21 protein-coding genes are annotated in these 21,976 nt (G+C 67.9%); 12 read left to right on the forward strand and 9 right to left on the reverse strand.

Annotation, left to right across the window (positions count from 1 at the left end; genetic code table 11):
- Window positions 1–10: 10 nt before the first annotated feature.
- The gene (locus LXN00_RS02485; RefSeq protein WP_234504299.1) at window positions 11–1,927 is read left to right on the forward strand and encodes a DUF4900 domain-containing protein; all 1,917 of its coding nucleotides are present in this window, start codon (window positions 11–13) and stop codon (window positions 1,925–1,927) included.
- Here LXN00_RS02485 and LXN00_RS02490 read toward each other — a convergent pair.
- On the reverse strand, window positions 1,921–2,538 hold the full coding sequence (locus LXN00_RS02490; RefSeq protein ID WP_234504302.1) for a YkgJ family cysteine cluster protein: 618 nt from the start codon (window positions 2,536–2,538) through the stop codon (window positions 1,921–1,923). The genes LXN00_RS02485 and LXN00_RS02490 overlap by 7 nt on opposite strands.
- Window positions 2,535–2,732: a hypothetical protein gene (locus LXN00_RS02495; RefSeq protein ID WP_234504304.1), complete on the reverse strand. Its 198-nt coding sequence runs from the start codon at window positions 2,730–2,732 to the stop codon at window positions 2,535–2,537. The genes LXN00_RS02490 and LXN00_RS02495 overlap by 4 nt, the downstream gene beginning before the upstream one ends.
- Before the next feature lie 30 nt (window positions 2,733–2,762).
- Here LXN00_RS02495 and LXN00_RS02500 point away from each other — a divergent pair, with 30 nt between their 5' ends.
- Genes LXN00_RS02500 through LXN00_RS02510 form a run of 3 tightly spaced genes read left to right on the forward strand, consistent with a single transcriptional unit; the run spans window position 2,763 to window position 4,694 of the window.
- On the forward strand, window positions 2,763–3,251 hold the full coding sequence (locus LXN00_RS02500; RefSeq protein ID WP_234504307.1) for a DinB family protein: 489 nt from the start codon (window positions 2,763–2,765) through the stop codon (window positions 3,249–3,251).
- Window positions 3,252–3,288: 37 nt separating this feature from the next.
- A complete protein-coding gene (locus LXN00_RS02505) occupies window positions 3,289–3,684 on the forward strand; it encodes a DUF3197 domain-containing protein (RefSeq protein WP_234504310.1) in 396 nt (131 codons plus the stop codon).
- A gap of 59 nt (window positions 3,685–3,743) precedes the next feature.
- The gene (locus LXN00_RS02510) at window positions 3,744–4,694 is read left to right on the forward strand and encodes a zinc-dependent alcohol dehydrogenase family protein (RefSeq protein ID WP_234504313.1); all 951 of its coding nucleotides are present in this window, start codon (window positions 3,744–3,746) and stop codon (window positions 4,692–4,694) included.
- Here LXN00_RS02510 and LXN00_RS02515 read toward each other — a convergent pair.
- The 5 genes from LXN00_RS02515 to LXN00_RS02535 are packed head-to-tail and all read right to left on the reverse strand — an operon-like array spanning window position 4,691 to window position 10,686.
- Window positions 4,691–5,545, reverse strand: coding sequence for a hydroxymethylglutaryl-CoA lyase (locus tag LXN00_RS02515; protein WP_234504316.1), 855 nt, complete (start codon window positions 5,543–5,545; stop codon window positions 4,691–4,693). The genes LXN00_RS02510 and LXN00_RS02515 overlap by 4 nt on opposite strands.
- Window positions 5,542–7,203 (reverse strand): acyl-CoA carboxylase subunit beta, encoded by a 1,662-nt coding sequence (locus LXN00_RS02520; protein ID WP_234504320.1) that lies wholly within the window; start codon window positions 7,201–7,203, stop codon window positions 5,542–5,544. Before LXN00_RS02520 ends, LXN00_RS02515 begins: the two co-directional genes overlap by 4 nt.
- 24 nt (window positions 7,204–7,227) lie before the next feature.
- Window positions 7,228–7,716, reverse strand: a complete 489-nt coding sequence (rnhA, locus tag LXN00_RS02525) for a ribonuclease HI (RefSeq protein WP_234504322.1) — start codon at window positions 7,714–7,716, stop codon at window positions 7,228–7,230.
- 7 nt (window positions 7,717–7,723) lie between these two features.
- On the reverse strand, window positions 7,724–8,929 hold the full coding sequence (locus LXN00_RS02530; RefSeq protein ID WP_234504325.1) for an MFS transporter: 1,206 nt from the start codon (window positions 8,927–8,929) through the stop codon (window positions 7,724–7,726).
- A gap of 41 nt (window positions 8,930–8,970) precedes the next feature.
- The gene (locus LXN00_RS02535) at window positions 8,971–10,686 is read right to left on the reverse strand and encodes a hypothetical protein (protein WP_234504328.1); all 1,716 of its coding nucleotides are present in this window, start codon (window positions 10,684–10,686) and stop codon (window positions 8,971–8,973) included.
- 25 nt (window positions 10,687–10,711) lie between these two features.
- On the opposite strand from LXN00_RS02535, the gene LXN00_RS02540 reads away from it, so the two are divergent.
- From LXN00_RS02540 to LXN00_RS02575, 8 genes are read left to right on the forward strand one after another with little or no spacing between them, the layout of a single operon-like run.
- A complete protein-coding gene (locus LXN00_RS02540) occupies window positions 10,712–11,467 on the forward strand; it encodes a PP2C family protein-serine/threonine phosphatase (protein ID WP_234504331.1) in 756 nt (251 codons plus the stop codon).
- Window positions 11,467–13,419 carry a protein kinase domain-containing protein gene (locus LXN00_RS02545; protein WP_234504334.1) on the forward strand — a complete coding sequence of 651 codons (1,953 nt, stop codon included), beginning with the start codon at window positions 11,467–11,469 and terminating at the stop codon, window positions 13,417–13,419. Before LXN00_RS02540 ends, LXN00_RS02545 begins: the two co-directional genes overlap by 1 nt.
- Complete coding sequence (locus LXN00_RS02550) at window positions 13,416–14,060, forward strand: response regulator transcription factor (RefSeq protein WP_234505144.1); 645 nt, start codon at window positions 13,416–13,418, stop codon at window positions 14,058–14,060. Before LXN00_RS02545 ends, LXN00_RS02550 begins: the two co-directional genes overlap by 4 nt.
- The gene (locus LXN00_RS02555) at window positions 14,035–15,336 is read left to right on the forward strand and encodes a sensor histidine kinase (RefSeq protein WP_234504337.1); all 1,302 of its coding nucleotides are present in this window, start codon (window positions 14,035–14,037) and stop codon (window positions 15,334–15,336) included. Before LXN00_RS02550 ends, LXN00_RS02555 begins: the two co-directional genes overlap by 26 nt.
- Window positions 15,337–15,359: 23 nt before the next feature.
- Window positions 15,360–15,920, forward strand: a complete 561-nt coding sequence (locus tag LXN00_RS02560) for a hypothetical protein (protein WP_234504340.1) — start codon at window positions 15,360–15,362, stop codon at window positions 15,918–15,920.
- A complete protein-coding gene (locus LXN00_RS02565; protein WP_234504343.1) occupies window positions 15,921–16,316 on the forward strand; it encodes a hypothetical protein in 396 nt (131 codons plus the stop codon).
- A 15-nt stretch (window positions 16,317–16,331) separates the two neighbouring features.
- The gene (locus LXN00_RS02570) at window positions 16,332–18,539 is read left to right on the forward strand and encodes a hypothetical protein (RefSeq protein WP_234504345.1); all 2,208 of its coding nucleotides are present in this window, start codon (window positions 16,332–16,334) and stop codon (window positions 18,537–18,539) included.
- A complete protein-coding gene (locus tag LXN00_RS02575; RefSeq protein ID WP_234504347.1) occupies window positions 18,536–21,130 on the forward strand; it encodes a UvrD-helicase domain-containing protein in 2,595 nt (864 codons plus the stop codon). The genes LXN00_RS02570 and LXN00_RS02575 overlap by 4 nt, the downstream gene beginning before the upstream one ends.
- Here LXN00_RS02575 and rpsI read toward each other — a convergent pair.
- Both rpsI and rplM read right to left on the reverse strand, forming a co-directional pair.
- Entirely contained in the window at window positions 21,127–21,513 is a 387-nt protein-coding gene (gene rpsI, locus LXN00_RS02580) for a 30S ribosomal protein S9 (protein ID WP_234504350.1), read from the reverse strand. The two genes, LXN00_RS02575 and rpsI, sit on opposite strands and share 4 nt — an antisense overlap.
- The gene (gene rplM / locus LXN00_RS02585) at window positions 21,513–21,938 is read right to left on the reverse strand and encodes a 50S ribosomal protein L13 (protein ID WP_234504353.1); all 426 of its coding nucleotides are present in this window, start codon (window positions 21,936–21,938) and stop codon (window positions 21,513–21,515) included. The genes rpsI and rplM overlap by 1 nt, the downstream gene beginning before the upstream one ends.
- Window positions 21,939–21,976 lie beyond the last annotated feature (38 nt).

Here is a 21,976-nt window from a genome sequence, read left to right on the forward strand (position 1 = left end):
GGGAGAGGGTATGCGGCAAAGAGGCATCGCTTTGGTTATCGCCCTGGCTACCGTTTTGGTGGTTTCGGGAATAGGCACCTTGCTTTTCCTGCGTACCTTGGGCGAGATTCGCCATAGCGGCCAGGATCAAGGGATCGTCCAGACCCTGATGCTAGCCCGGGGTGCTGCGAACACAGGGGGAACCTTCTTAAGCACCACGGCCCGGGACCGTTTGAGCGCCATTGTGCGGAGCACCGCCAGCACCACGGACTGCTGGGCCTATGGGGGGAGCAGCAACTGTCAAACGGGCTCCAATCCCGATCCCGTGGCCGTGGCCCAGGCCTTAGCGCAGGTGGCCTTGCAGTTCCAAACGCAGGTGGATGGCTACCTGTGTCCTGGGGGGACGCCGCGGAACCTGGCTCCTTCCGGTCTGAACGCCACGGTGACCCTAAGGGTCCACTTCACCGCAAGCGCCTGTGGGCAAAGCCTTCCGCCCAATACCCGCCTCCCCGAGGGGCGTTTTGTAGAGGGGGCCCCGCGGGGTGTAGGGAGCGGGGCATCCCAGACCTATGCCCTTCCCTTCGTCATGGTGGCGGAGGCGGGGCTTGGGCCTTACCGCCGCAACATCGTCTTGCAGGGGGAGTACCGGTTTGTTGTGGGGCGGGCAAGTTTTGCTAGGTGGGCGCTTTTTACCCACATCCATACCCTGCCAAACGGCACGGACGTGTGGTTTACGGACCGTACGCTTTTTGATGGCCCTGTCCACACCAACAATCACTTCCGCTTCTACCGCCAGCCTTGGTTTGGGGGTGAGGTGACGAGCGCAGGGTGCACCAACCCGGGGGATAGTGGTTGCAGCGGCCAGACCAGGCCTGGGGCCTATTTCTATGGCGTTAACGGAGGGAACCTCGTGCGTGCAAGCGATATGCAACCCTCCGCTAACGCCCCTTCCTACCGGAACACCTACGGCACCCACGCTCCCCAGTTTGCGGCGGGGGTGGACTGGAACGCTCCCTTTATTCCCTTGCCCCAGAACAACCAGGACCAGAGGAGCGCGGCGCAAAGCGCTGGTCTGTACTTCCAGCGCACCATTACCAGCCTGGAGCTCAGGCGGGTGTGTGTGAACGAGGCCACCGGCCTCGAGGTGCCTTGCAGCCTGCCTCTCCCCGTGGGGGTGACCAAGTACCAGTACATTACCGTGACCTATTGTCAGAATAACAACTGCAATCAGACCAAAACGGAAAAGTACCGCTACGGGGAGGACCGGAAGCTTTACCAGGAGGTTGCCCAGGGCCAGACGACCACCTGGCAGGCCGTGCAACGGAACGGAAGCGACGTGTACTTCAACGGGGTGATCTTTAGCGATGGGGCGATCCAGAGCCTGCGGGGTCCCCAGAGGACTAGCCCCAACGATCCGAGCACGGCAGGCCCTGCCCTTGCGGAGTTTGCCCAGATCACCGTGGCGGCCACGGGCACCATTCAGATTACCGGCGACCTCAAGTACGAAACCCCCCCTTGCTCCGGGGTGCCTACCCGGAACGTGGACGGCACGGTAACCCCTGCTACCTGCGACAACCTCAACGCGCGGAATGTCCTTGGCGTCTACAGCCAGGATGGTGATGTACTCATAGACAAAGATGCCCCTCGCAACCTACACATCCACGGTTCTCTCATGAGCGCCAAGGGGGTGGTGGCGGTGGAGAACTATAACTCCATCTCGGAAAAGGGGAACGTTTACCTTATTGGGGGCATCATCCAAAAGTACTACGGAGCTTTCGGAACCTTTAATGCACAGACCGGTCAGAATTCCACGGGCTACGGACGGGCTTTCACCTACGACCGCCGTTTCCTTCAGGGCGTGGCCCCGCCCTTCTTCCCCACCACGGGGCAGGACCAGGTGACGGGGGTAGCGGTCTTTAGCTACGGGCAGCGGGAACAGGTCTACTGAGCGGTGGGGATTAGCTGGAACCCCCACCTTCCCCCCAGGACCCCCAGGGCCGCTAGGCGGTTTTCCACCTCCTCCCTGCCCTGGGGAAGCCCTTTCAGGAGAAGGTAGAGAAGGCTTACCATCTCCCCCACCACCACGTGGCCGTAGCGCCTTTCCTCCTCTTCCCAAAGAAGCTCCATTTTGCGGTGGGCCATGCGCCAGGGAGTGGGGAGGAAGTGCCCCTTGGGGGTCTTTGCTTCGGGGGCGCAGAGGGCGGGGTCGCCGGCGGTGAGGAGGCCCCGGCAGGCCAGGGGCCTATGGGGATAGACCCCGCAAAGCCCCTCCTCCAGGAAGGGGCAGGGGGTGCGGCTTCGGAAGAAGCGGCTTGGGAAGTCCTCCTCGTCCTTTCCCTGGGCCAGGAGGGCGAGGCGCCGCTTCCCTTCCCGCAGGACCCGGTTTTTCTGCGCTTCCGTGAGGTGGGGGAGGAGGGCTTCGCCCTCGAGGCGGGAAAGGGTCACGAGGCCGAAGCAACAGGCAAAGCACCCCGCCCGGCAGGAGGGCTTGAGGCCCTTTTTCGCCAGGTAGTCGGCGAGGTCTAGGTCCAGGGCGTGCCAGGCTTCCTCTGGGGTCATCGCCTTAGGCGGTAGAGCCCCTTCCGGGGGTCAAAGGGGCAGGCGCGGAAGGCCACGTGGGGGCAGAAGCGCCGATACCGGCGCACCTCCTCCGCCAGGCCCCGGGGGAGGCCGCACCTGGGGCAGCGGGCGGGCCGCCTGGGCCATAGGAGGTAGGCGAGAAGGAGGAGCCCCAAAAGGGCCAAAGGCTCCATGCCTTCAGTCTAGCGGGGTAAACTGGGGCCATGCCCGCACCCTTCTTGGAACCCCTGGTGCCCGGGGTCTCCCCGGCCGTGTCCGCTTGGATTAGGGGCTTGGAGGAGGTTGCCTTGCACCTGGAGAAGTGGGCCTTTGACCTCCCGGAGGAGGCCTTCTGGTGGCGGCCCAAGGAGGGGGCCAACCCCATCGGCGGCCTGGTGCGCCACATCACCGGAAGCTCCTTGCGCCTAGGGGCCTACGCCCTAGGCCTTCCCCTCCCCGAGTGGGCCAAGCGGGGCCGGGAGTGGGAGCTTCAGGGGGAGGCGGAGCCAAAAGCGGCGGTGGTGGCCCGTTTTAAGGAAGCCTGGGAGGTCCTCCTCACCGCCTTCAAGGGGGTCAAGGAGGAGGCCCTGGCCGAGGAGGTCGCCGTGGGCCACCTGGGGGTGAGGGCCCCCAGGGCCCATGTCCTCCACCACCTGGTGGAGCACGCCCAGCACCACGCCGGCCAGGTCATCTACGCCCGCAAGCTCCTCTAGGGCGTTTGCCCCCTACCCTTGGGCGTAAGATGGAGGCATGGAACGCGTTGGCCTGCGCGCGGCGCCCAAGCTCACCTTGAAGGCCCTGGAGGAGGCCCTAAGGGGGGTTCGCCTTCCCGAGGCCAAGGTCTACCTCATCACCGACTGGCAGGACCGGAGGGATAGGGCCCGCTATGCCCTCCTCATCCACGGGGGAAAGAAGGACCTCCTCACCCCCGACGCCTTCGGCCCCGCCTTTCCCGGGGGAGAGGAGGCCTTGGCGGAGCTCATGGCCCTCCTCCTAAAGGGAGGGGCGCGGAGGTTCTACGAGGCCGTGGTCTCCCCGGGGGAGATGACGGCCCTTTTGGACCTGCCCCCCGAGGTGCTCGTCCAGCGGGTTTTGGCCATCGCCAACCCCACGGACCCCGGCATCTACCTACGACAAGTGGCCTAGCAACCTTCTTCACAAAAGGGGGCTGTGGCCTGCGGTAGGTTGGAGCCCGGAGGTGCTCTATGCGTGCCGTGGTGCTTAGGGGTTTTGGTGGCCTGGACATGCTAGAGGAAGGGGACCTGCCTGTGCCCGAGCCGGGACCTGGGGAGGTCCTGGTGAAGAACCTCGCCGTGGCCGTGAACCCCGTGGACGCCAAGATCCGGGCAGCGGGGCGTTGGGCAGGGGTGGAGCCTCCCTTCGTGCTGGGCTACGATGCCGCGGGGGTGGTGGCTAAGGTGGGCCCTGGGGTGAAGGACCTCAAGGAGGGCGATGAGGTTTACTACACCCCGGAGATCTTCGGCAATCCCCACGGGACGTATGCGGAGTTCACCCCGGTGCCGGCTGGCCTCGTGGCGAGGAAACCCAAGAACCTCTCCTTTGCCGAGGCGGCGGCCATACCCTTGGCCGGAGGAACCGCCTGGGAAGCGGTGGTGCGCCGTTTGGCGGTGCGCCCCGGGGAAACGGTGCTCGTCATGGGGGGCGCCGGGGGCGTGGGCTCCTTCGCCGTTCAGTTTGCCAAGGCTGCTGGGGCCTTCGTCATCGCCACGGCGAGCCAGGAGAACCTCCCTGTGTTAAGGGAACTCGGGGCGGATCTTGCCCTAGACTACCGGGGCGCTTGGCAGGAGGAGGTGCTCCGGGCCACGGAGGGCCTAGGCGTGGATGCCGCCTTTGAAACGGCGGGGGAGAACCTGGTGGAGCGGGTCATCCCCGTGGTGCGCCCCTTTGGCCGCATCGCCACCATCCTCCCTCCCCAGGGGAACCTGTCTGGTCTATATACCAAAAACCAAACCCTCTATGGGGTTTTCCTCACCCGGGAGCGCAAGCGGCTTGAGGAGATGCGCCCCCTCTTTGAGCGGGGCCAGGCCAAGCCCCTTCTGGCCGAGGTCTTGCCCTTTACCCTGGAAAACCTGCGCAAGGCCCATGCCCGCATGGATTCGGGCCACGGGCGCGGGAAGATCGTGCTGACCTTCTAGGCGTAGCGGACCTTGAGAAGCGCCGCCTCCTCCGCCAAAAAGGGGAGGCGGCTTAGGTCTACCCCCGTGGCGAAGCCCCTTTCTTCCAGGAAGGGCAGGACCCTTTCCGTGGGCAGGTTGCCCACGAGCTCGTCCCCGGCGAAGGGGCACCCCCCCACCCCCGCCAGGGCTCCTTCCAGCCAATAGACCCCCGCCTCTAAGACCGCCTCCACCTTGGCCAAGACCCCCTCGGGCCGGGCGTGGAGGTGGGCCCCAAGCCCCTCGGGGCCGAAGCGCTCCACGGCCCGGCTCAGCACCGCGAAGACCCGCTCGGCGTCCGCCACCCCGTAGGTGTCCGCCAGGGCGATCTCCTTTACGCCCAGGTCCCTTAGCCGGGCGATGGCCTCGAGGACCCCCTCCACGCTCCAAGGGTCCCCGTAGGGGTTGCCGAAGGCCATGGAGAGGTAGACCACGAGGCCAAGCCGCCCCCTTACCGCCTCCACCATCCCCGCCACCAAGGGCCAGGACTCGGCGATGGAGCGGTTCGTGTTCTTGCGCTGGAAAGTTTCCGAAAGGGAGAAGGGGTAGCCCACGTGGGTGAGGTTTTCCGCCCCCAGGGCCCTCTCCAGGCCCTTTTCGTTGGCCACGATGGCCAGGTAGGTGCGCCCCTCTGGGGGAGGAAGCGCCTTGAGCACCTCCTCGGCGTCCTGCATCTGGGGCACCCACTTGGGGGAGACGAAGCTGGTGAGGTCCAGATGGCGGAAGCCCGCCTCCAAAAGCTTCCTCAAGAAGGCCACCTTCTCCTCGGTGGGGATGAAGCGGGCAAAGCCCTGCCAGGCGTCGCGGGGGCATTCCACCCACTTGGCCTTCATACCTGGAACACCCCCACCCTAAAAGGCTCCCTCTCCGGGTTCAGGGCGCAGGCCTCGAGGGCCTTGATAAGCCACTTCCGCGTTTCGTGGGGGAAGATCACCCCGTCCACCCAAAGCCTGGCGGCGGCGTACCGGGGGTCTAGGGTTTCCTCGTAGCGCCCCTTGATGCGCTCGTAGAGCTCCCTTAGCTCCTCGTCCGAGGGCGCTTGGCCTTGGCGCTTGAGCTTTTCCACCTCCAACTCCAAGAGGGTCTTGGCCGCCTGGGCCCCGCCCATCACGGCGTACTTGGCGCTGGGCCAGGCGAAGAGGAAGCGGGGGGCGTAGGCCTTCCCCGCCAGGGCGTAGTTCCCCGCCCCGAAGGAGCCCCCGAGGATCAGGGTGATCTTGGGCACCACGGAGTTGGAGACGGCGTTGACGAGCTTAGCCCCCCGGCGGATAATTCCCGCCTGCTCCGCCTCCTTGCCCACCATGAAGCCCGTGACGTCCTGAAGGAAGAGGAGGGGGATGCCCATCTGGTTGACCTCGAGGATAAACCGCGCCGCCTTGTCCGCCGCCTCGGGGTAGATGACCCCGCCCACCTCAATCCGCCCCTTCTTTTTGAGGACCAGGCGCTGGTTCCCCACAATCCCCACGGGGAAGCCCCCGATGCGGGCGAAGCCCGTGACCAGGGTCTCCCCGTAGTGCGCCTTGTACTCCAAAAACTCCGAGCCGTCCACGATCCGGGCGATCACCTCCCTTAGGTCGTAGGGCCTAGCGCCATCGGGGGAGATGAGGCCGTAGAGGTCCTCTATGGGGTAGAGGGGCTCCCGCACCTCCTTCCGCTCCTCGGCCCAGGGGGCGAGCCGGGGGGGCGGGTAGAGGGCGGCAAGGGCCCGGATGCGTTCTATAGCGGCCTCGTCCGTGGGCTCGTAGAAGTCCACGGTGCCCGAGACCTCCGCGTGCATCCTTGCCCCCCCAAGCTCCTCCGAGGACACCTCCTGCCCGATGGCCGCCTTCACCAGGGCGGGACCCGCCAGGTAGAGCCCGCTCCCCTCCGTCATGATGAGGACATCCGTCATCACGGGAAGGTAGGCCCCCCCGGCCACGCAGTTGCCCATGATGGCCGAGATCTGCGGGATGCCCAGGGCGGACATGCGGGCGTTAAGGTAGAAGATGCGCCCGAAGTCGTCCTGATCGGGGAAGACCTCGTCCTGTAGGGGCAGGAAGACCCCGGCGGAGTCCACCAGATAGACCGTGGGGATGCGGTTTTCCAAGGCGATGGTCTGGGCCCGGATCACCTTCTTGGCGGTGATGGGGAAGAAGGCCCCCGCCTTCACCGTGGCGTCGTTGGCGATGATCATCCAGTCCCGGCCGGCGATGCGGCCTAGACCGGTGATGACCCCGCCCGCAGGGGCCCCGCCCCACTCCTCGTACAGGCCGTAGCCGGCGAAGGCCATGAGCTCGTAGAACTCCGTGCCCGGGTCTATGAGCCTTTGGATGCGCTCCCGGGCGGTGAGGCGGCCCTTTTGGTGCTGCCGCTCAATGGCCTTCGGGCCCCCGCCTTGGCGTACCCTCTCCAGGCTTTCCCTAAAGTCCCGCACCAGGGCCACCCAGGCGTCCTTGTTGGCCTTGAAGGCGGGGTTTTCCCGGTCCTCGGGGCGGAGGGCGGTTTCCAGCATGGCTTGAGTATAACGCTTTTTCGCCTAGGAGGAAAAAAGCGTGCCTTCCGGGGGTGGGGGGCAGGGGAGGCCCTTTCGCTTTGCCTCCTCCGCCCGGCGCCGGGCCTCCCGGTCCACCCGCTCGTTTTCCGGGTGGCCGGCGTGGCCCTTCACCCAGTGGAAGCGCACCCGGTGGGGGGCCATGGCCTCGAGGAGGGCCCGCCACAGGTCTTGGTTTTTTACTGGCCCGCCCTCCGCCTTCCGCCAGCCGTTTCTCCGCCACCTTTCCAACCAGCCTTCGGTGAAGGCCTTTTGGAGGTACTGGCTATCCGTGTAGAGGTCCACCTCGCAGGGCTCCTTAAGCGCCAGGAGGCCCTCCACCGCCGCCTTGAGCTCCATGCGGTTGTTGGTGGTGCAAGGTTCTCCCCCCGAAAGGAGTTTCTCCCGGCTTCCATAACGGAGGAGAGCCGCCCACCCTCCAGGCCCCGGGTTGCCCAAGGAGGCCCCGTCGGTGAAAAGCGCCACCCGTTTCACGTCCTCACTATGCCTCTTGGGTCTGGCGCAGCTCCTTCGGGGCGGGGATGCCCCCGGTGAGGAGGGTGTAGGCGGCGGCGAGGGAGACGCCAAGCCCGGCCAGGAGGAAGACCGTGGGGGCGCCCAAGGGGCCTTCCAGGGCCCCGCCCAGCATGGTGCCCAGGAGCACGGCGGCGTTCATCACGGCGCCGAAGGCGGCGAAGATCCGCCCCCGCAGCTCCTGAGGGGTGTTGAGCTGCAGGATGGAGCGGGCGGGGACGATGAAGGCCATGTTGAGGAACCCTCCCACGAAGAAGGCCACCAAGACCCAGGCGAAGACGGGGACGAGGCCCACGGAGGCCTCAAAAAGGCCGAAGAGCAAGAGGGCCATGAGGAAAAGCCTTTCCCGCGGCACCTTGGCGAGGAGCTTGGGCAGGGCAAGCCCCCCCAGGATGGCCCCCAGGGCCATGGCTGCTTCCATGAAGCCAAAGCCCGCCGAGCCCACCTTTAGCCACTTGAGGGCGAGCACCACGCCCAAGGCGGTTTCCACGGAGCCGAAGGCAGCGGCGGCGAAAAGGGTGCCCACGGCCCGGCGGATGGGAGGGGTTTGCCAGAGGTGGCCCAGGCCCTCCTTTACCCGGGCAAAGAAGCCCGCCTTGGAGACCTTTTCCGGCCGCAAGGAGGGAAGCCCGAGGAGGAGAAGCCCCGAGGCCAAATAGGTGGCTGCGTCCAGGTAAAAGGCGTAGGCGGGGCCCACCGCCGCCACCAGGACCCCGGCTGCCCCCACGAAGAGGACCTCGGAGAGGCGGTCCGAGAGGAGGATGAGGCTATTGGCCTCGTCCACCTCCTCCTTGGGGACCAGATCCGGCACCACGGCGTTCTGGATGGGGTCGTGGAGGTCGCGGAGGAGCTCTATGAGGAAGACCAGGAGGAGCAAAAAGGGCAGGCTCTTGGCCCCGAGGAGGGGAATGAGGGCCACCAGGGGGGCCCTCAGGAGGTCCGACCAGACGAGGAGGCGCTTGCGGTCTTGGGTGTCGGCCCAGGCGGAAAGGAGGGGGGAGAAGACCACGGTGCCGAGGAGTTGCACCCCCAGGGTCAAGGAAACCCACAGGGCGTTTTCCGTCAGGAGGTAGATGAGGACGAGAAGGGCTACCCGGTGGATCTTGCTTCCCGCTTGGGAAACCAGGTAGGCCAGGATGAGCCGGGCAAAGGCTTTGTGCCGGAGGACTTTCATAAAACCCCCTTTCCGGGGATTATACCAGATTACCCTGGCGGCTAGGGGGGCGTGACCACCAGATACGCAAGGCGCCTCCCTTCCCGGGCCAGGACCAGATGGGCCTCGGGAAGGCGGTAGACCAGGAGGTCCCTAAGCCGTTTGGGCACTTCCCCCGCCTGGCCCACGTAGACCACATCTTCCTTTAGGCGGAGCGAAAGGACAGAGGAGCCCAGCCTTAAGGCTAGGGGCTCTGGGGTTAAGGAAAGGAGGTGCACCTCCCCGCCCAGGGTTTCCCGGGTGGGAGGGCGGCGGCCCAGGTACTCCCTGAGCGCTTCCGCCAGGGTTTGGGCCTCCTGGGAAACTCCCAAGGCCTCGCCCACCTGGGCGAGGGGAGGATGGGGATCGGCGGGGCCCAGGCGCCTTAGGGTGAGGTCCAAGAGCTTGCGGGCGAAGTCCTGGAGGGCTTCCTCCGGGGCTTGGCGGAACTTTTCCGCAAGCTCTTTCCCAAAGCCTTGGGGTTGGAACTCCCCCTTGAGCTTGGCGGAGAGGGCGCGGAGGAGGCGCAGGTAGGCGTAGTCCTCCTTGGGGGATAGGAGGAGGGCGAGGAGGCGGCCTTCCGCCAGAAGCTCGTAGAGCCTGAGGCCGCTTCGCGCCTCCAAGCGGAGGTGCAAGAGGTTCCCCTCCCGCACCGCCCAGACCTCGAGGTCCTCCCAAGGGAGGACCAGGGTTTCCTCCAGAATGTGGTCCTCCCCCCCTAGGCCCAGGTGCCAGACGCCCTCCACCTGGCTTAAGGTGAGGACCAGGGGGCCGAGGGGGATCCGGCCTGGGGAAAGGGGAAGGGTGAGGAGGCTTTCCTCCCCTCCACCGGGCTCGGGCACCTTGGGCCAAGGGGTTTCCCCCTGGGGTGTGGGAAGCAGGTTGAGGAGGGCGAGGACCTTTTCCGAGGCCACCTGGAAGCGGCGCTTTTCCTCTTCCAAAAGGAGTTCCCGCCTTCTCTCCTCCTGGGCCTCTTTCTTTAGGCGCTCCTCCAGGTGGGCGATCTCCTGGGGGCTGGCGCCAAGGCGCCGGGCCTCCTCCAGGGCCCGCCTCAAGGCGAGGAGGTCCCGCTTAGGGGGCAGGCCGTAGGCCTCCTCCCACTCCAGGATGCGGTTCAGGAAGCGCCGGACGTAGGCCTTGGTCTCCTCGGGGGGCAAGGGGAGGTCCTCGGGGATGTGGAGGGCGGTTTCCAGGAACTCCAGGAGGAGGGCCTCCGCCACCTTGGGGTCCTCCAGGTCCAAGAGGCTTTCCGAAAGGGAGGGGATGGGGTGGGTGGGGGCGAAGCGGGAGAGGTTGAAGTCCCGCTTGAAGCCTTCCTTTTCCCGGTAGTCCAGGTAGTTTTGCAAGAAGGCGTGGATGAGCCTGAGCTCCTCCCGCCTGCCCGGGAGGAGGTCCTTGGCCCGGGCCTTGGCTTCCCGCTCCACCCATAGCCGCCACACCTTCTTGGCCAGGGCCTTGAGGGCGGGGGCGGTGTCGGGAGGGGGAGGGGCTTCGGGCTCCTCGGGGACCAGGGTGGGGAGTTCGGGGGGGGATGGGGGAGGCGCAAGGTTTCCCCGGAGGGCGCGGAAGCGGGCGTCCGCCTGGCGGAAACGCTTGGCCAGGGGGCCGGGGAGGCGGGTTTGGGCCAGAAAGGCGCGAAGGGCCAAAAGGGCCTTCTTGCCCCCCTTGGGGGTGCGGCCCGCCACCAGGTCCTCCACCCGGTACTCGTAAAGGTCCACCAGGTCGGCCAGGTGCTCCACGTTTCCATCCTATACAATGAGGCCGATGCGCCTGGCTCCCCGGTTTAGCGTGGCCGCCGTGTCCCACGTGGGACGCCGCCAGAACAACGAGGACTTTCACCGGGTCCTGAGGCTGGAGGTGCCCCAGGGCAACCTCCTCCTCCTGGCGGTGGCGGACGGGATGGGGGGCCTCGAGGCCGGGGAGTGGGCGAGCAAGGTGGCCATTGAGGCCCTGTCCGAGGCGGTGCGCGCCTACGCCGAGCACCTCTCCACGGGCCGGCCGGCGGTGGGGCTTTCCAAGGTCATGGAAAAGGCCTTTACCCTGGCGCAGAAACGGGTGGAGAAGGAGGCGGAAAAGCCCGGGAGGAAGGGGATGGGCACCACCCTCACCGCCTTCCTCTACGCCGACTGGCTCAAGGAGGGGGTGGTGGGGCACATCGGCGACTCCCGGGCCTACTTCCTGGGGCTAGGGGGGCTTAGGCGCCTCACGGAGGACCACTCCTGGGTGGCGGAGAGGGTGAAGGAGGGCGTCCTTACCCCCACGGAGGCCGAGCGCCACCCTTACCGCCACGTCCTCACCCGCGCCCTGGGTCTGCCCGAGGCGCGTTTTGACGTGATCCCCGTGCGCCTCGCCCCTGGGGAAGGGATTTTGCTGGCCACGGACGGGCTTTATGGGCTGGTGCCCGAGGAGGAGTGGGCCTTGGGCAAGGACTTACAGGGGAGCCTCGAGGCCCTCCTGGCCGAGGCGCTTCGCCGGGGCGGGGACGACAACGTCACCGCCGTGGCCTTACGGGTGGAGTGATGCAGGGACTTTTGGCCGTTCTCCTGGTGCTCCTTACCGCCCTTTTGGCGGCGCGGCTTTCCCCTTGGCCCCTCCTTTCCCTCCTCGTTCTCCTCACCGGGGCGGGGGTGGCCACGGGGGTTAGGTTGGAAGTGGCCCTTCCCTGGCTCCTCCTCGCCCTCGGCGCCTTGGCCGCCCCCCGGGTCTACCTGGGGCCGAGGCGGAGGCCTGCCCGCCGCCCGGCCAGGGCAGCCAAGCGGGAGGGGCCCAAGACCACGGAGGAGACCCAGGCCCTTTCCCAACGCTACGAGATCCTGGAGAAGGTGGGCGTAGGGGGGATGGCCACGGTCTACAAGGCCAAGGACAAGAAGACGGGCCGCCTGGTGGCCCTAAAGGTGCCCCAGGAGCGCTTCGTGGGCGACCCCCGCTTCGTGCGCCGTTTCCACCGGGAGGCGGAGGTCTTGGCCAAGCTGGACCACCCCAACATCGTCAAGGTTTACGACCACGGCCAGGTGGACGGGGTGCACTTCATCGCCATGGAGTTTCTGGAGGGGGAGGGCCTGGACAAGCTCATAGAGGAGCGGCGCCTGAGCCTCAAGCAGGCCACGGCCATCCTGGCCCGGGTGGCGGACGCCCTCAAGCACATCCACGCCCAAGGCATCGTCCACCGGGACATCAAGCCGGGGAACATCATGGTCCTCAAGGGGGCCCTCAGGGAGGACGGGGTGGATCCCCGGGGCGTGCGCCTCATGGACTTCGGCATCGCCGCCGGGAAGGTCCTAACCCGGCTCACCATCACCGGGGCCCGCATCGGCACCCCCGTCTACATGAGCCCAGAGCAGGCCAAGGGGCAGAAGCTGGACCACCGCTCGGACATCTACTCCCTGGGCATCGTGCTCTACGAGGCCCTCACGGGCCAGCCCCCCTTCACGGGCGGGTACGAGACGGTGATCCACCAGCAGATCTTCCAGGTGCCCACCCCGCCCAAGCAGCTCAGGCCGGAAATCCCCCAGGCCCTTTCGGACCTGGTCCTCAAGATGCTGGAGAAGGACCCCGCCAAGCGGCCCAGCCTGGACGAGGTGATCCGGGGCCTCGAGGGGCCCTGGGAGGAGGAAAAGGGCCTGCCCCACCCCTTCTACCTCCTCCTTGGGGTGGAGGCCAAGAAGGGAAGCGTGCGCCTTCTGGACCTGAAGGGCACCGCCTCCAGGCTCATCTCCGGCATCGGTTCCGCCCCGGGCCACTTCTCCGCCCCCCCCCTCTCCGTGGCCGCCGACCCCAAAGGGGGGATTTGGGTTTCCGTCTTTGAGCACGGGGCCAAGCTCCTCCACCGCTTCTCCCCGGAAGGGGAGCTTCTCCTTTCCGCAGGGCCTTACGGGATGAAGCCCGGGGAGTTCCTCTTCCCCGCCTCCTTGGCGGTGGCGGACGGGGCCCTTTACGTCCTGGACGCCGAGACCGCCACCATCAGCCGCCTGGACCTGGAAGGGCGGTACCAGGGGCGCTTTGGCGGGCAGGGGCCGGGCCGCGGCACCTTCCAAGACCCCAAGGCCCTGGTGGCGGCGGCGGGGTCCCTCTTCGTCCTGGACTACGGGAACCGCCAGGTGCAACGCCTGGGCCTGGACGGGCGGTACCTCTCCCGCTACGCCTTCCGCCGCTCTAGGGAAAGCGAGGAGCTCAGGCTTCTCGGGGGCGTGGGGGCGGACGGAAACAGGCTTTACCTCTACGACGTGGAGGCGGCCAAGGTGCGGGTGGTGGACTTCTCCGGGGCCCTCCTCGCCTCCTGGCCCCTGCCCCTTTTGGAAGGGGAGGACGCCCGGAGCCTGGTGGAGCTTCTGCCCTTGGAGGGCATCCTCTACGCCGCCCGCAGGGGGTCAAGCCGCCTCCACCGCCTGGACCTAAAGACGGGGGAGGCCCTTCCGCCCTTGGAGGTCTACGCCCCCGTGCGGGCCTTGGGGGCATGGCGGAACCCGGCATGAGGGTCCTCTTGGTGGAAGACGACCCTGGGGTGCGGGAGGCCCTCAGCCTGGGGCTATCCCTGGAGGGGCACGAGGTGAGGGCCACGGAAAGCCCCAAGGAGGCCTTGGCCCTCCTCCCTTGGGCGGAGGTGGTGGTCCTGGACGTGCTTCTGCCGGAAGGGGACGGTTTTTCCCTTCTCAAGGAGATCCGGGCCCGCTCGGAGGTGCCCGTGCTCATGCTCACCGCCTTGGATGCGGTGGAGTGGCGGGTGAAGGGCTTGAGGGAGGGGGCGGACGACTACCTGGTGAAGCCCTATAGCCTCCAGGAGCTTCTGGCCCGCCTCGAGGCCCTGGGGAGGCGCGCTAGGAGGCCCGAGGAGGTCCTCTCCTACAAGGACCTCCGCCTCTACCCGAGGCGCATGGAGGCCTATAGGGGGGAAAGGCGGCTTAGCCTTTCCCCCAAGGCCTTCCTCCTCCTCAAGGCCTTTTTGGAACACCCCGAGGAGGTGCTCTCCAAAGAGGCCCTGATGCTTAAGGTCTGGGGGGAGGTGGTGGAGCCCGCCACCCTGGAGGTCCACCTCTCCGCCCTGCGCAAGGCCTTGGGGGAGCCGAACCCCATCCAGACCCTTCGCGGCTATGGGTACCGCCTTTTCCTCCCTTAGGGCGAGGCTTTTCGCCCTCCTCTTCTTGGCGCTTCTGCTCCTCGCCTTTCCCCTTGCCCTCCTCTCGGCCCGGGAGGCGGAGCGGGCGGCCACGGAGGACCTGCGGCGGGCCCTTTTGACCCGGCTTTTCCTCCTCAAGGAGGAGGGCCCCAAGGAGGAGAAGGCGCTTTTGGCGGAGCTTTTCCGCCTAAGCCAGGTTTTCGGGGGCGGCACGGGGTTCGTGGTGGGGGAAGGGGTGCGCACCACCGAGCTCGCCCCCTTCGCCCTGCCCCCCGCCCTCCTGCCGGCCCTGGCGGAGGGGCGGGCCTACCAAGGGGTGTGGCGGGGGGTGCTCTACGTGGCCCTGCCCCGGGAAGGCGGGGGGTTTGGCCTGGCGGTGCCCTTGGAGGGGGTGGCGGGGCTTGGGCGGCGCCTTCTCCTCCTCTACGCCACCTGGGGGGGTGGGGTTTTGCTCCTGGTCTTCGCCCTGGCCGCCTTGGGGCTTTCCTGGGCCTTGGGGCCCCTGAAGGCGCTCGCCCAAACCCTTCAGGGCCGCACCCCACAGGACCTCGCCCCCCTCCCTTCCCCCCAGGTGGCGGAGCTTAGGCCCGTGGTGGAGGCGCTCAACGGCCTCCTCGCCCGGGTGCGGGGACTGCTGGAGGAGCTTTCCGAAAAGGAAGCCCAGGCCCGCCGCTTCGCCCGCCACGCCTCCCACGAGCTCAGGAACCCCTTGGCCGCCCTAAAGGGGTACCTGGAGGTCCTGGCCCGAAAGGGGGAGCCCAAGGCCCTGGAGGGGGCCTTGCGGGAGGTGGGGCGCCTCGAGGCCCTCCTCGCGGGCCTCCTTCGGCTTTCCCAGTTGGAGGCCACCCCCTTGCGCCTAAAGCCCGTAAGCCTCGCCGCCTTCTTGCGGGAGCGGGGCGTGGAGGGGGTGGGGGACGCGGAGGTCCTAGTGGACCCCGAGCTTCTGGCCCTGGCGGTGGAGAACGTCTTGGAAAACGCCCGCCGCCACGGGAAGCCCCCGGTGCGGGCGGAGATCCTCAGGGAGGGCGAGGGGGTTTGGCTTTGGCTCGTGGATAGCGGGCCCGGCTTCCCCGAAACCCTCCTTCCCCGGGTCCTGGAGCCTTTTGTCCACGGGGGACGGGGAACGGGGCTTGGGCTTGCCCTGGTGGCGGCGGTGGCCCGGGCCCACGGGGGAAGGGCGCGGGCGGAGAACCGGGGCGGGGCGGCGGTGGGGCTTTACCTGCCTTTGGCTCCGCTTAAGGTTTCCCCCGCTGCGGGCTTTGGCCAAGGGGGCTAGGTTGGGGGGCGGAGGTGATGGGGATGCGCAAAGCCCTTTTCGGTGTGGTTCTCTTGGCTATGGGCCTTTCCTTGGCCCAAGGGACGGAGTACCGCCAGGCGGCCCTGGCGGCCTCGGCTTTGGCCCGGCTCCAGGCCCTGGCCCAGACCGCCCAGGGGGAGGCCAAGCTTCTGGACTGGGCCAAGGCGGTGCAGGCCAGGGCGGAGAAGGACTTTGAGGCCAAGGCCTACTTCAAGGCGGCCCGGGAGGCCCAGGCGGCCCTCCTCCTCTACCGGGCGGCCCAGGGAGAGCCTCAGGCGAAGGCGCCCGCCCGCCCCGCTCCCCGCATGGGCTTCCACCACGGCCATGGCCCTGGGCCTCGGGCCTGGGGGAAGGAGGCAAGGGCCTCGGCGCCCCGGTGGGCGGAGGGGGCGAGGCTGGCCGTGGACCGGGCGGAAAAGGAGCTTGCCTACTACCGCGCCCAGGACCCCTTGGTGAAGGACCTGGTGGCGGAGGCCAAGGGCAGGCTGGAGAAGGAGCCGGGTAGGGCCTTCCTCCTGGCCCGGGCGGCTTTGGCCCTCATCTCGGCGGAGCGGGGCTTCTAGATGCGGGGGCTCGCCCTTCTCCTCCTCTTGGGCCTGGCCTGGGCCCAAGGAGGGGAGGAGCGGGCCCTCGCCCGTTGCGTGGAGGTGGTGCGGACCCTGGAGGTGCAGGCCCTCTACCGGGAGGACGGGGTGGTCCTGGTCCTTCTGGGCCGGGAACACCCCCTCCTCCTCCTGGCCCTGGAGGGGGGAAGGCCCATGCCCCACGCCGGACCCCCTCGAGGCCGCCCCCTGGGCCGGCGGCCCCTGCCCTTCCTGCGCGAGCTCACCCTGGCCCGCTTCGTGGTGGTGGGGGAGAAGGAGTACCGTTGCTTCGTCCTTCACCGGGGGCGGGTGGTGGGGGTTTTGCGCTTGGCCAAGGACTTTTCCCCTTTGCCCTTAGAAGGCTTTTCTCCCTGAGTAAACTAGGCCCATATGAAGCCGGGCCTCTATCCCGTGGTGGGGCCGCCGGCTTCGGGGAAGACCGCTTGGGCCCTGGAAAAGGCCCTGGAGGCCCTCGGGCGGCGGGAAAGGGTGTGGTGGGTGGGGCTTCCCCACCAACGGGCCTACCTCTACCGCCTCTTGGCGCAGAGGGGGGCTTTTTTGGGCCTGGAGTTCCTCTCCTTCCAGGCCCTTTACTACCGGGTGGTGGCGGAGGCGGGGAGGCTTCGCCCCCTTCTGCCCGGGGCGGGGCGGGTGGCCCTGGTGGGGGAGGCCTTGCGGACCCTTTTCGGGCCCCAGGTGGCCCCGGGGGAGGCCCGCCTCTTCGCCCGGGCCATCGCCGAGCTGAAGCGGTTTGGCCTTTCCCCCTTCGCCCTGCCCAAGGAGGGGGAGGCGGGGCGGCTGAGGCGGGTCTACTTCCGCTACGAGAGGCTTAAGGGAAGGGCCCTGGACTACGATGACTTCCGCCGCTTGGCCGGGAAGGTGCCCTTAAGGCTTTTTCCGAGGCCGGGCCTGGTGGTGGTGGACGGCTTCCGGGAGATCGGCCCCTTGGACCTCCGCTTCCTCCGCCGCCTGGCGCAGGAGGTCCCCGTCCTCCTCACCCTGGAGCTCCTCCCCGAGGGGCTTGAGCCTATGGAGGAGCTTTCGCCAAGGCCCATCCGGCGCCAGGTCTACGCCCTCGCCAACCCCGTGGAGGAGAGCCGCTACCTCCTCCGGGCCCTGAAGCGGGCCCTCGCCCCCAAGGAGCTGGGCGGGGAGGGGCTTAGCCCGGAGGACATCCTGGTGGTGGCCCCGGAAGGGCGCATCCCCGGCCTCCTCCTCCTCAAGGAGGAGTACGGCCTTCCCCTGGTGGACGGCAGGGAGCGGGCCCTGGCGGACACGGAGGACGGGGAAAGGGTCCTTGCCCTCCTCAACCCCTTTCCCACGGGAAGGGACCTCTTGGCCTTGGGGTTTCCCCGTCTGGGGCGGAAGGCCCTCCGCCTGGGCCTGGCGGGGGAGGAGGCCTTAGGGGCCTTGGCGGAGCGGGAGGGCCTCCTGGAGGAGTGGCGGGCCTTTTGCGCCCTGAGGACCCCAGGGGAGGACCCCTTGGCCTGGGGGGAAGCGGTCTTGGAGCGGCTTGGGGTTTCCGCCAAGGAGCCCTTTCTCGCCCGGCTCCGCCTGGCCCTGCGGGTGGACCGGGGAAATCCCCTTCCCTGGTGGCGGAGCCTCCTCCTGGACGAAACCCTGCCCCCCGAGCCGGAACGGGGCGTCCCCCTCCTTCCCCCCTTGCGGGCCACGGGGGTGAGGGCCCGGCGGGTCTACGTGTTGGAGTGGCTCGCCGGGCGGTACACCCTGGGGGAGCGGGAGGACTACTTCCTCCTGGAGGAGTTGCGGGAGAGGGGCCTTCTCCAGGGGCTTCCCCGGCGGCTTCGGGGGCTAGACCCCCTGTTCCAAGAGGAGGTGGCGAGCCGGGGGGAGGAGGTCTTCCTCCTCTACCCGGAGGCGGGGCCCTCGGGGCCCTATGAGCCCTTGGAGAAGGGGGAAAGGCCAGAGCCCTTGCCCCCGGCAAGCCTTCTAGAGGCCCTGCCCTTTGAGCCCTTCGCATCCCCCCCGCCCCGGAGCAAGGCCCCGCCGCCCCACCTCGAGGTCCTCCGCCGCTACCGGGAGTGCCCCTTCCGCGCCTACGCCGAGCGCTTTGGGTTTTCGGACGGGGAGCAAGAGGCCCTGGGTTGGCACCTTCTGCCCAGGGAGCTTGCGCGCCTCAAGGAAGACCCCGAGGTGGGCCCTTGGCTTGCCAAGCACCAGGACCACCTGGAGGGGATGGAGTTTTGGAAGCTTTGGCGGGGCAAGCGCTACGCCCTCCGGCTAGACGGCGTGCGGCGGGAAGGGAAGACCCTGCACCTCTACCGCCTCCTGCCCCAGGGGAAGGACCCCGACCTGAACCCGAGGGACCGCTGGACAGAGTGGATGGCGCTGGAGGCCCTGTTGCGACGGGAAGACGTGGACAGGGTGTACCTCTGGACCTGGGCCTGGTTGGAACGCCCCAGGCCCTGGCGCAAGGCACCCTTTGACCGGAAGAGCCTCCTTCCCCAGGCACAGGAGGTGCGCTCACGGGTGGAGGAGGCCCTGCAGGGGTGGGAAGCGGGGGTTTTTGACCCCAAGCCTGGCGCGCACTGCCATACCTGCCAACTGGGCGATGTCTGCCGCAAGGAGGCGCTATGAAGCTCTACGTGGCCTCGGCGGGCACGGGGAAGACCCACACCTTGGTGCAGGAGCTCCTGGCTAGCCTCCGCGCGGGGGTTCCCCTTAGGCGCATGGCCGCCATCACCTTCACCCGCAAGGCGGCGGAGGAGCTGAGGGGGCGCATCCTGGAGGCGGTGGAGGCCTTGGGGGACGGGGAGGCCAAGCGGGAGGTCTATGGGGCAGTCTTCACCACCATCCACGGCTTCATGGCCGAGGCCCTGCGCCACACCGCCCCCTTCCTCTCCCTAGACCCCGACTTTGCCGTCTTGGACGAGTTTTTGGCGGAGGGCGTGTTCCTGGAGGAGGTGCGAAGCCTCCTCTACCTCAAGGGCCTTCCCTCCCATTGGGAGGAACGCCTCCAGAAGCTCTACGAGAAGCGCTCCCTGGCGGAGGCCTTTTCCCCCCTTGGGGAGGAGAACCGCCTCCTCGTGGACCTTTACGGGGAGGCCCTTTCGGGCTACCGCAAGCGGCTTTCGGAGGCCTTAAGTCCAAGCGACCTCGAGGCCCTTTCCCTGAAGCTCGCGCATCACCCGAAGGCCCTTGAGCGCTTGGTGGCCCGCTTTCCCTATCTCTTCGTGGACGAGTACCAGGACGTAAACCCCCTGCAGGCCCGCTTCTTCGGGGCCTTGGAGAAGGCGGGGGCGAGGCTTGTGGCCGTGGGGGACCCCAAGCAGTCCATCTACCTCTTCCGCAACGCCCGGGTGGAGGTCTTCCGCCAAGCCCTGGCCCGGGCGGAAAGGCATGAGCTTCGGGAAAGCCGCCGCCACGCCAAGCGGGTGGCCGACTTCCTCAACCGCTTCCTGGCCCTCTTCCCCGAGGAGGAGCGGGCTCCCCTGGTCTCCCTTAGGGAGGAGGAGGGCCGGGTGGAGGTGCACTGGGTGGTGGGGGAGGCGCCTTTGGAGGCCAAGCGGGCCTTTGAGGCGCACCTCTTGGCGGAGAGGCTTAAGGCGCTCCGGGAGGAGGGGGTAGAGTTTCGCGAGATGGCCGTCCTGGTGCGGAGCCGCACGAGCCTTCCCCTCCTGGAAAGGGCCTTCCGGGCCCAGGGGGTGCCCTACGTCCTGCGGCGGGGGCAGAGCTTCTTCACCCGGCCCGAGGTGCGGGACCTCTACCACGCCCTGAGGCTTTCCCTCCTGGAAGGCCCTCCTACCCCCGAGGAGCGCCTCTCCCTCCTCGCCTTCCTGCGGGGGCCTTTTTTGGGCCTGGACCTTGGGGAGGTGGAGGAGGCCTTAAGGCGGGAAGACCCCATCCCCCACCTGCCCGAGGAGACCAGGGGGCGCCTGGCCTGGCTTAGGTCCTTGGCGGAGCGGAGGCCCCTGGAGGCGCTAAGGACCTTGGCGCAGGAGGAAAGCTTCCTGAAAAAGCTCCCTCCCCGGGCCCGGGCCAACCTGGACGCCCTCCTCCTCCTGGCCGCCCGCGAGCGCTTTCCCGACCTCGAGGCCCTCCTGGAGTGGCTTAAAGTGCGGGCCAAGGACCACGAGGCCGGGGAGCTCCCCGAGGGGGGCGAGGGCGTCCACCTCCTCACCGTCCACGCCGCCAAGGGCTTGGAGTGGCGGGCGGTGGCGGTCTTTGACCTGGCCCGGGGGGAGCGCCCGGACCAGGAGCCCCTCCTGGTGGGGGAGAGGGGAGAGGTGGCCCTGAAGGGGACCCCAGGCTATGGGCCCTTGGCCCAGGCCCTGAAGAAGGCCCAGAGGGAAGAGGCCTTGCGCCTCCTCTACGTGGCCCTTTCCCGGGCAAGGGACGTCCTCCTCCTCACGGGAAGCCTCTCCGGGCGCCCCGGGCCTTGGGCGGAAGCCCTTTCCCTCTTGGGCCTAGGACCCGATGGGGAAGACCCCTTGGTGCGCCGCCACCCCGTGGCCCCCACCCTTCAGGCGCCTGCAAGGAAGGGGGTAGAAAGCCAAAAACCCGCCCCCTACGCCAACTGGCGCCTCGAGCAGAGCCCCTTGCCCCGGGTCTTCTCCCCGAGCGCCCTCCGCAAGGAGGAGCCCAAGCCCTTGGCGGAGGCCTTGGAAGGGGAGGCTATGCCGGAGTACGCCAGGGCCTTGGGCACCCTGGTCCACTACGCCATCGCCCGCAACCTGGACCCCCGGGACGAGGCGGCCATGGCGTCCCTCCTCCTCCAGGAGGTGGTCTTCCCCTTCGCCGAGGGGGAAAAGGAGGCCCTCCTCGCCGAGGTGAAGGGCCTCCTTTCCCGCTACCAGGCCCTTTTGGGCGGGGTCCTGCCCGCCCTCGAGGCCCGGGATGAGGACCACCCCGAGCTCCCCTTGGTCCTCCCCCTGGGGGGCACCGTCTGGTACGGGGTTCTGGACCGCCTTTACCGGGTGGGGGAGAGGTGGTTTCTGGACGACTACAAGACCGACCAGAAGATGGAGCCCGAGGCCTACCGCTTCCAGCTCGCCCTCTACGCCGAGGCGGTGCGAAGGGCCCTGGGGGTGGAGGCGGAGGCCAGGCTCGTCTACCTAAGGCACGGGAAGGTCCACGCCTTCTCCCGGGAGGCCCTGCGGGAGGCCCTGGAGGCGCGAAGGCAAAACCCCCCGGGATGGGTCCCGGGGGGAGGGAAGGGCTACGCCTAGCGCTTGGACCACTGGGGTCCCCGGCGGGCCTTGTGCTTGCCGTACTTCTTCCTTTCCACCATGCGCGGGTCGCGGGTGAGGAAGCCCAAGGGCTTGAGCTTGGCCCGGTAGTCGGGGTTGTAGCGCAAGAGGGCCCGGGCCACCCCCAGCTTGATGGCGTCAATCTGGCCGCTCTTGCCGCCACCCCTCACGGTGATGTAGGCGTCAAAGCGGCCCAAGGCGTCCACCACCCGAAGGGGCTCCAGGGCGGCCACCGCCCGCACGATGCCCTGGAAGTAGTCCTGGAAGTCTTGGCCGTTCACGGTGACCTTGCCGCTTCCGGGCCTTAGGAATACCCGGGCCACCGCCTCCTTACGCCTGCCGGTGCCGTAATACTGCTCCATCACTGGACCTCCAGCTTCACGGGCTTCTGCGCCTGGTGGGGGTGGGTGGGCCCGGCGTAGACCTTAAGCCGCTTGAAGAGCTTCCGCCCCAAGGGCCCCTTGGGGAGCATGCCCTTCACCGCATGCTCCAGCACCCGCTCGGGGTGGGTGGCGAGCATCTTTTCCGCCGGGATCTCCTTGAGGCCCCCCTGGTAGCCGCTATAGCGGGTGTAGATCTTCTGCTTGAGCTTCTTCCCCGTGAGGCGGATCTTGTCGGCGTTGACCACCACCACGAAGTCCCCCATGGCCACGTTGGGGGTCCAGTCGGGGCGGTGCTTGCCCCTGAGGAGGGTGGCGATCTGGGTGGCGAGCCGCCCCAGGGTCTTGCCCTCGGCGTCTATCAAAACCCAACGGGGCTTAATCTCCTTCGGCACGTACGTTTGCATGACCAGGGCCCTCCTAGAAGTTCTTGCCGGGGGATCGG

It is taken from the genome of Thermus brockianus (assembly GCF_021462505.1).
Taxonomy (GTDB): Bacteria; Deinococcota; Deinococci; order Deinococcales; family Thermaceae; genus Thermus; species Thermus hydrothermalis.

Bases quoted from the DNA above. Each gene is read 5' to 3' on its own strand.
- LXN00_RS02505 (WP_234504310.1), top strand. From the start codon at position 3,289: ATGGAACGCGTTGGCCTGCGCGCGGCGCCCAAGCTCACCTTGAAGGCC.
- LXN00_RS02545 (WP_234504334.1), top strand. From the start codon at position 11,467: ATGCAGGGACTTTTGGCCGTTCTCCTGGTGCTCCTTACCGCCCTTTTG.
- LXN00_RS02550 (WP_234505144.1), top strand. From the start codon at position 13,416: ATGAGGGTCCTCTTGGTGGAAGACGACCCTGGGGTGCGGGAGGCCCTC.
- LXN00_RS02575 (WP_234504347.1), top strand. From the start codon at position 18,536: ATGAAGCTCTACGTGGCCTCGGCGGGCACGGGGAAGACCCACACCTTG.
- LXN00_RS02565 (WP_234504343.1), top strand. From the start codon at position 15,921: ATGCGGGGGCTCGCCCTTCTCCTCCTCTTGGGCCTGGCCTGGGCCCAA.
- LXN00_RS02570 (WP_234504345.1), top strand. From the start codon at position 16,332: ATGAAGCCGGGCCTCTATCCCGTGGTGGGGCCGCCGGCTTCGGGGAAG.
- LXN00_RS02520 (WP_234504320.1), bottom strand. From the start codon at position 7,203: ATGCTGGAAACCGCCCTCCGCCCCGAGGACCGGGAAAACCCCGCCTTC.
- LXN00_RS02485 (WP_234504299.1), top strand. From the start codon at position 11: ATGCGGCAAAGAGGCATCGCTTTGGTTATCGCCCTGGCTACCGTTTTG.
- LXN00_RS02500 (WP_234504307.1), top strand. From the start codon at position 2,763: ATGCCCGCACCCTTCTTGGAACCCCTGGTGCCCGGGGTCTCCCCGGCC.
- LXN00_RS02510 (WP_234504313.1), top strand. From the start codon at position 3,744: ATGCGTGCCGTGGTGCTTAGGGGTTTTGGTGGCCTGGACATGCTAGAG.
- LXN00_RS02490 (WP_234504302.1), bottom strand. From the start codon at position 2,538: ATGACCCCAGAGGAAGCCTGGCACGCCCTGGACCTAGACCTCGCCGAC.
- LXN00_RS02515 (WP_234504316.1), bottom strand. From the start codon at position 5,545: ATGAAGGCCAAGTGGGTGGAATGCCCCCGCGACGCCTGGCAGGGCTTT.
- LXN00_RS02560 (WP_234504340.1), top strand. From the start codon at position 15,360: ATGCGCAAAGCCCTTTTCGGTGTGGTTCTCTTGGCTATGGGCCTTTCC.
- LXN00_RS02540 (WP_234504331.1), top strand. From the start codon at position 10,712: ATGCGCCTGGCTCCCCGGTTTAGCGTGGCCGCCGTGTCCCACGTGGGA.
- rplM (WP_234504353.1), bottom strand. From the start codon at position 21,938: ATGCAAACGTACGTGCCGAAGGAGATTAAGCCCCGTTGGGTTTTGATA.
- LXN00_RS02555 (WP_234504337.1), top strand. From the start codon at position 14,035: ATGGGTACCGCCTTTTCCTCCCTTAGGGCGAGGCTTTTCGCCCTCCTC.
- rpsI (WP_234504350.1), bottom strand. From the start codon at position 21,513: ATGGAGCAGTATTACGGCACCGGCAGGCGTAAGGAGGCGGTGGCCCGG.
- LXN00_RS02530 (WP_234504325.1), bottom strand. From the start codon at position 8,929: ATGAAAGTCCTCCGGCACAAAGCCTTTGCCCGGCTCATCCTGGCCTAC.
- LXN00_RS02495 (WP_234504304.1), bottom strand. From the start codon at position 2,732: ATGGAGCCTTTGGCCCTTTTGGGGCTCCTCCTTCTCGCCTACCTCCTA.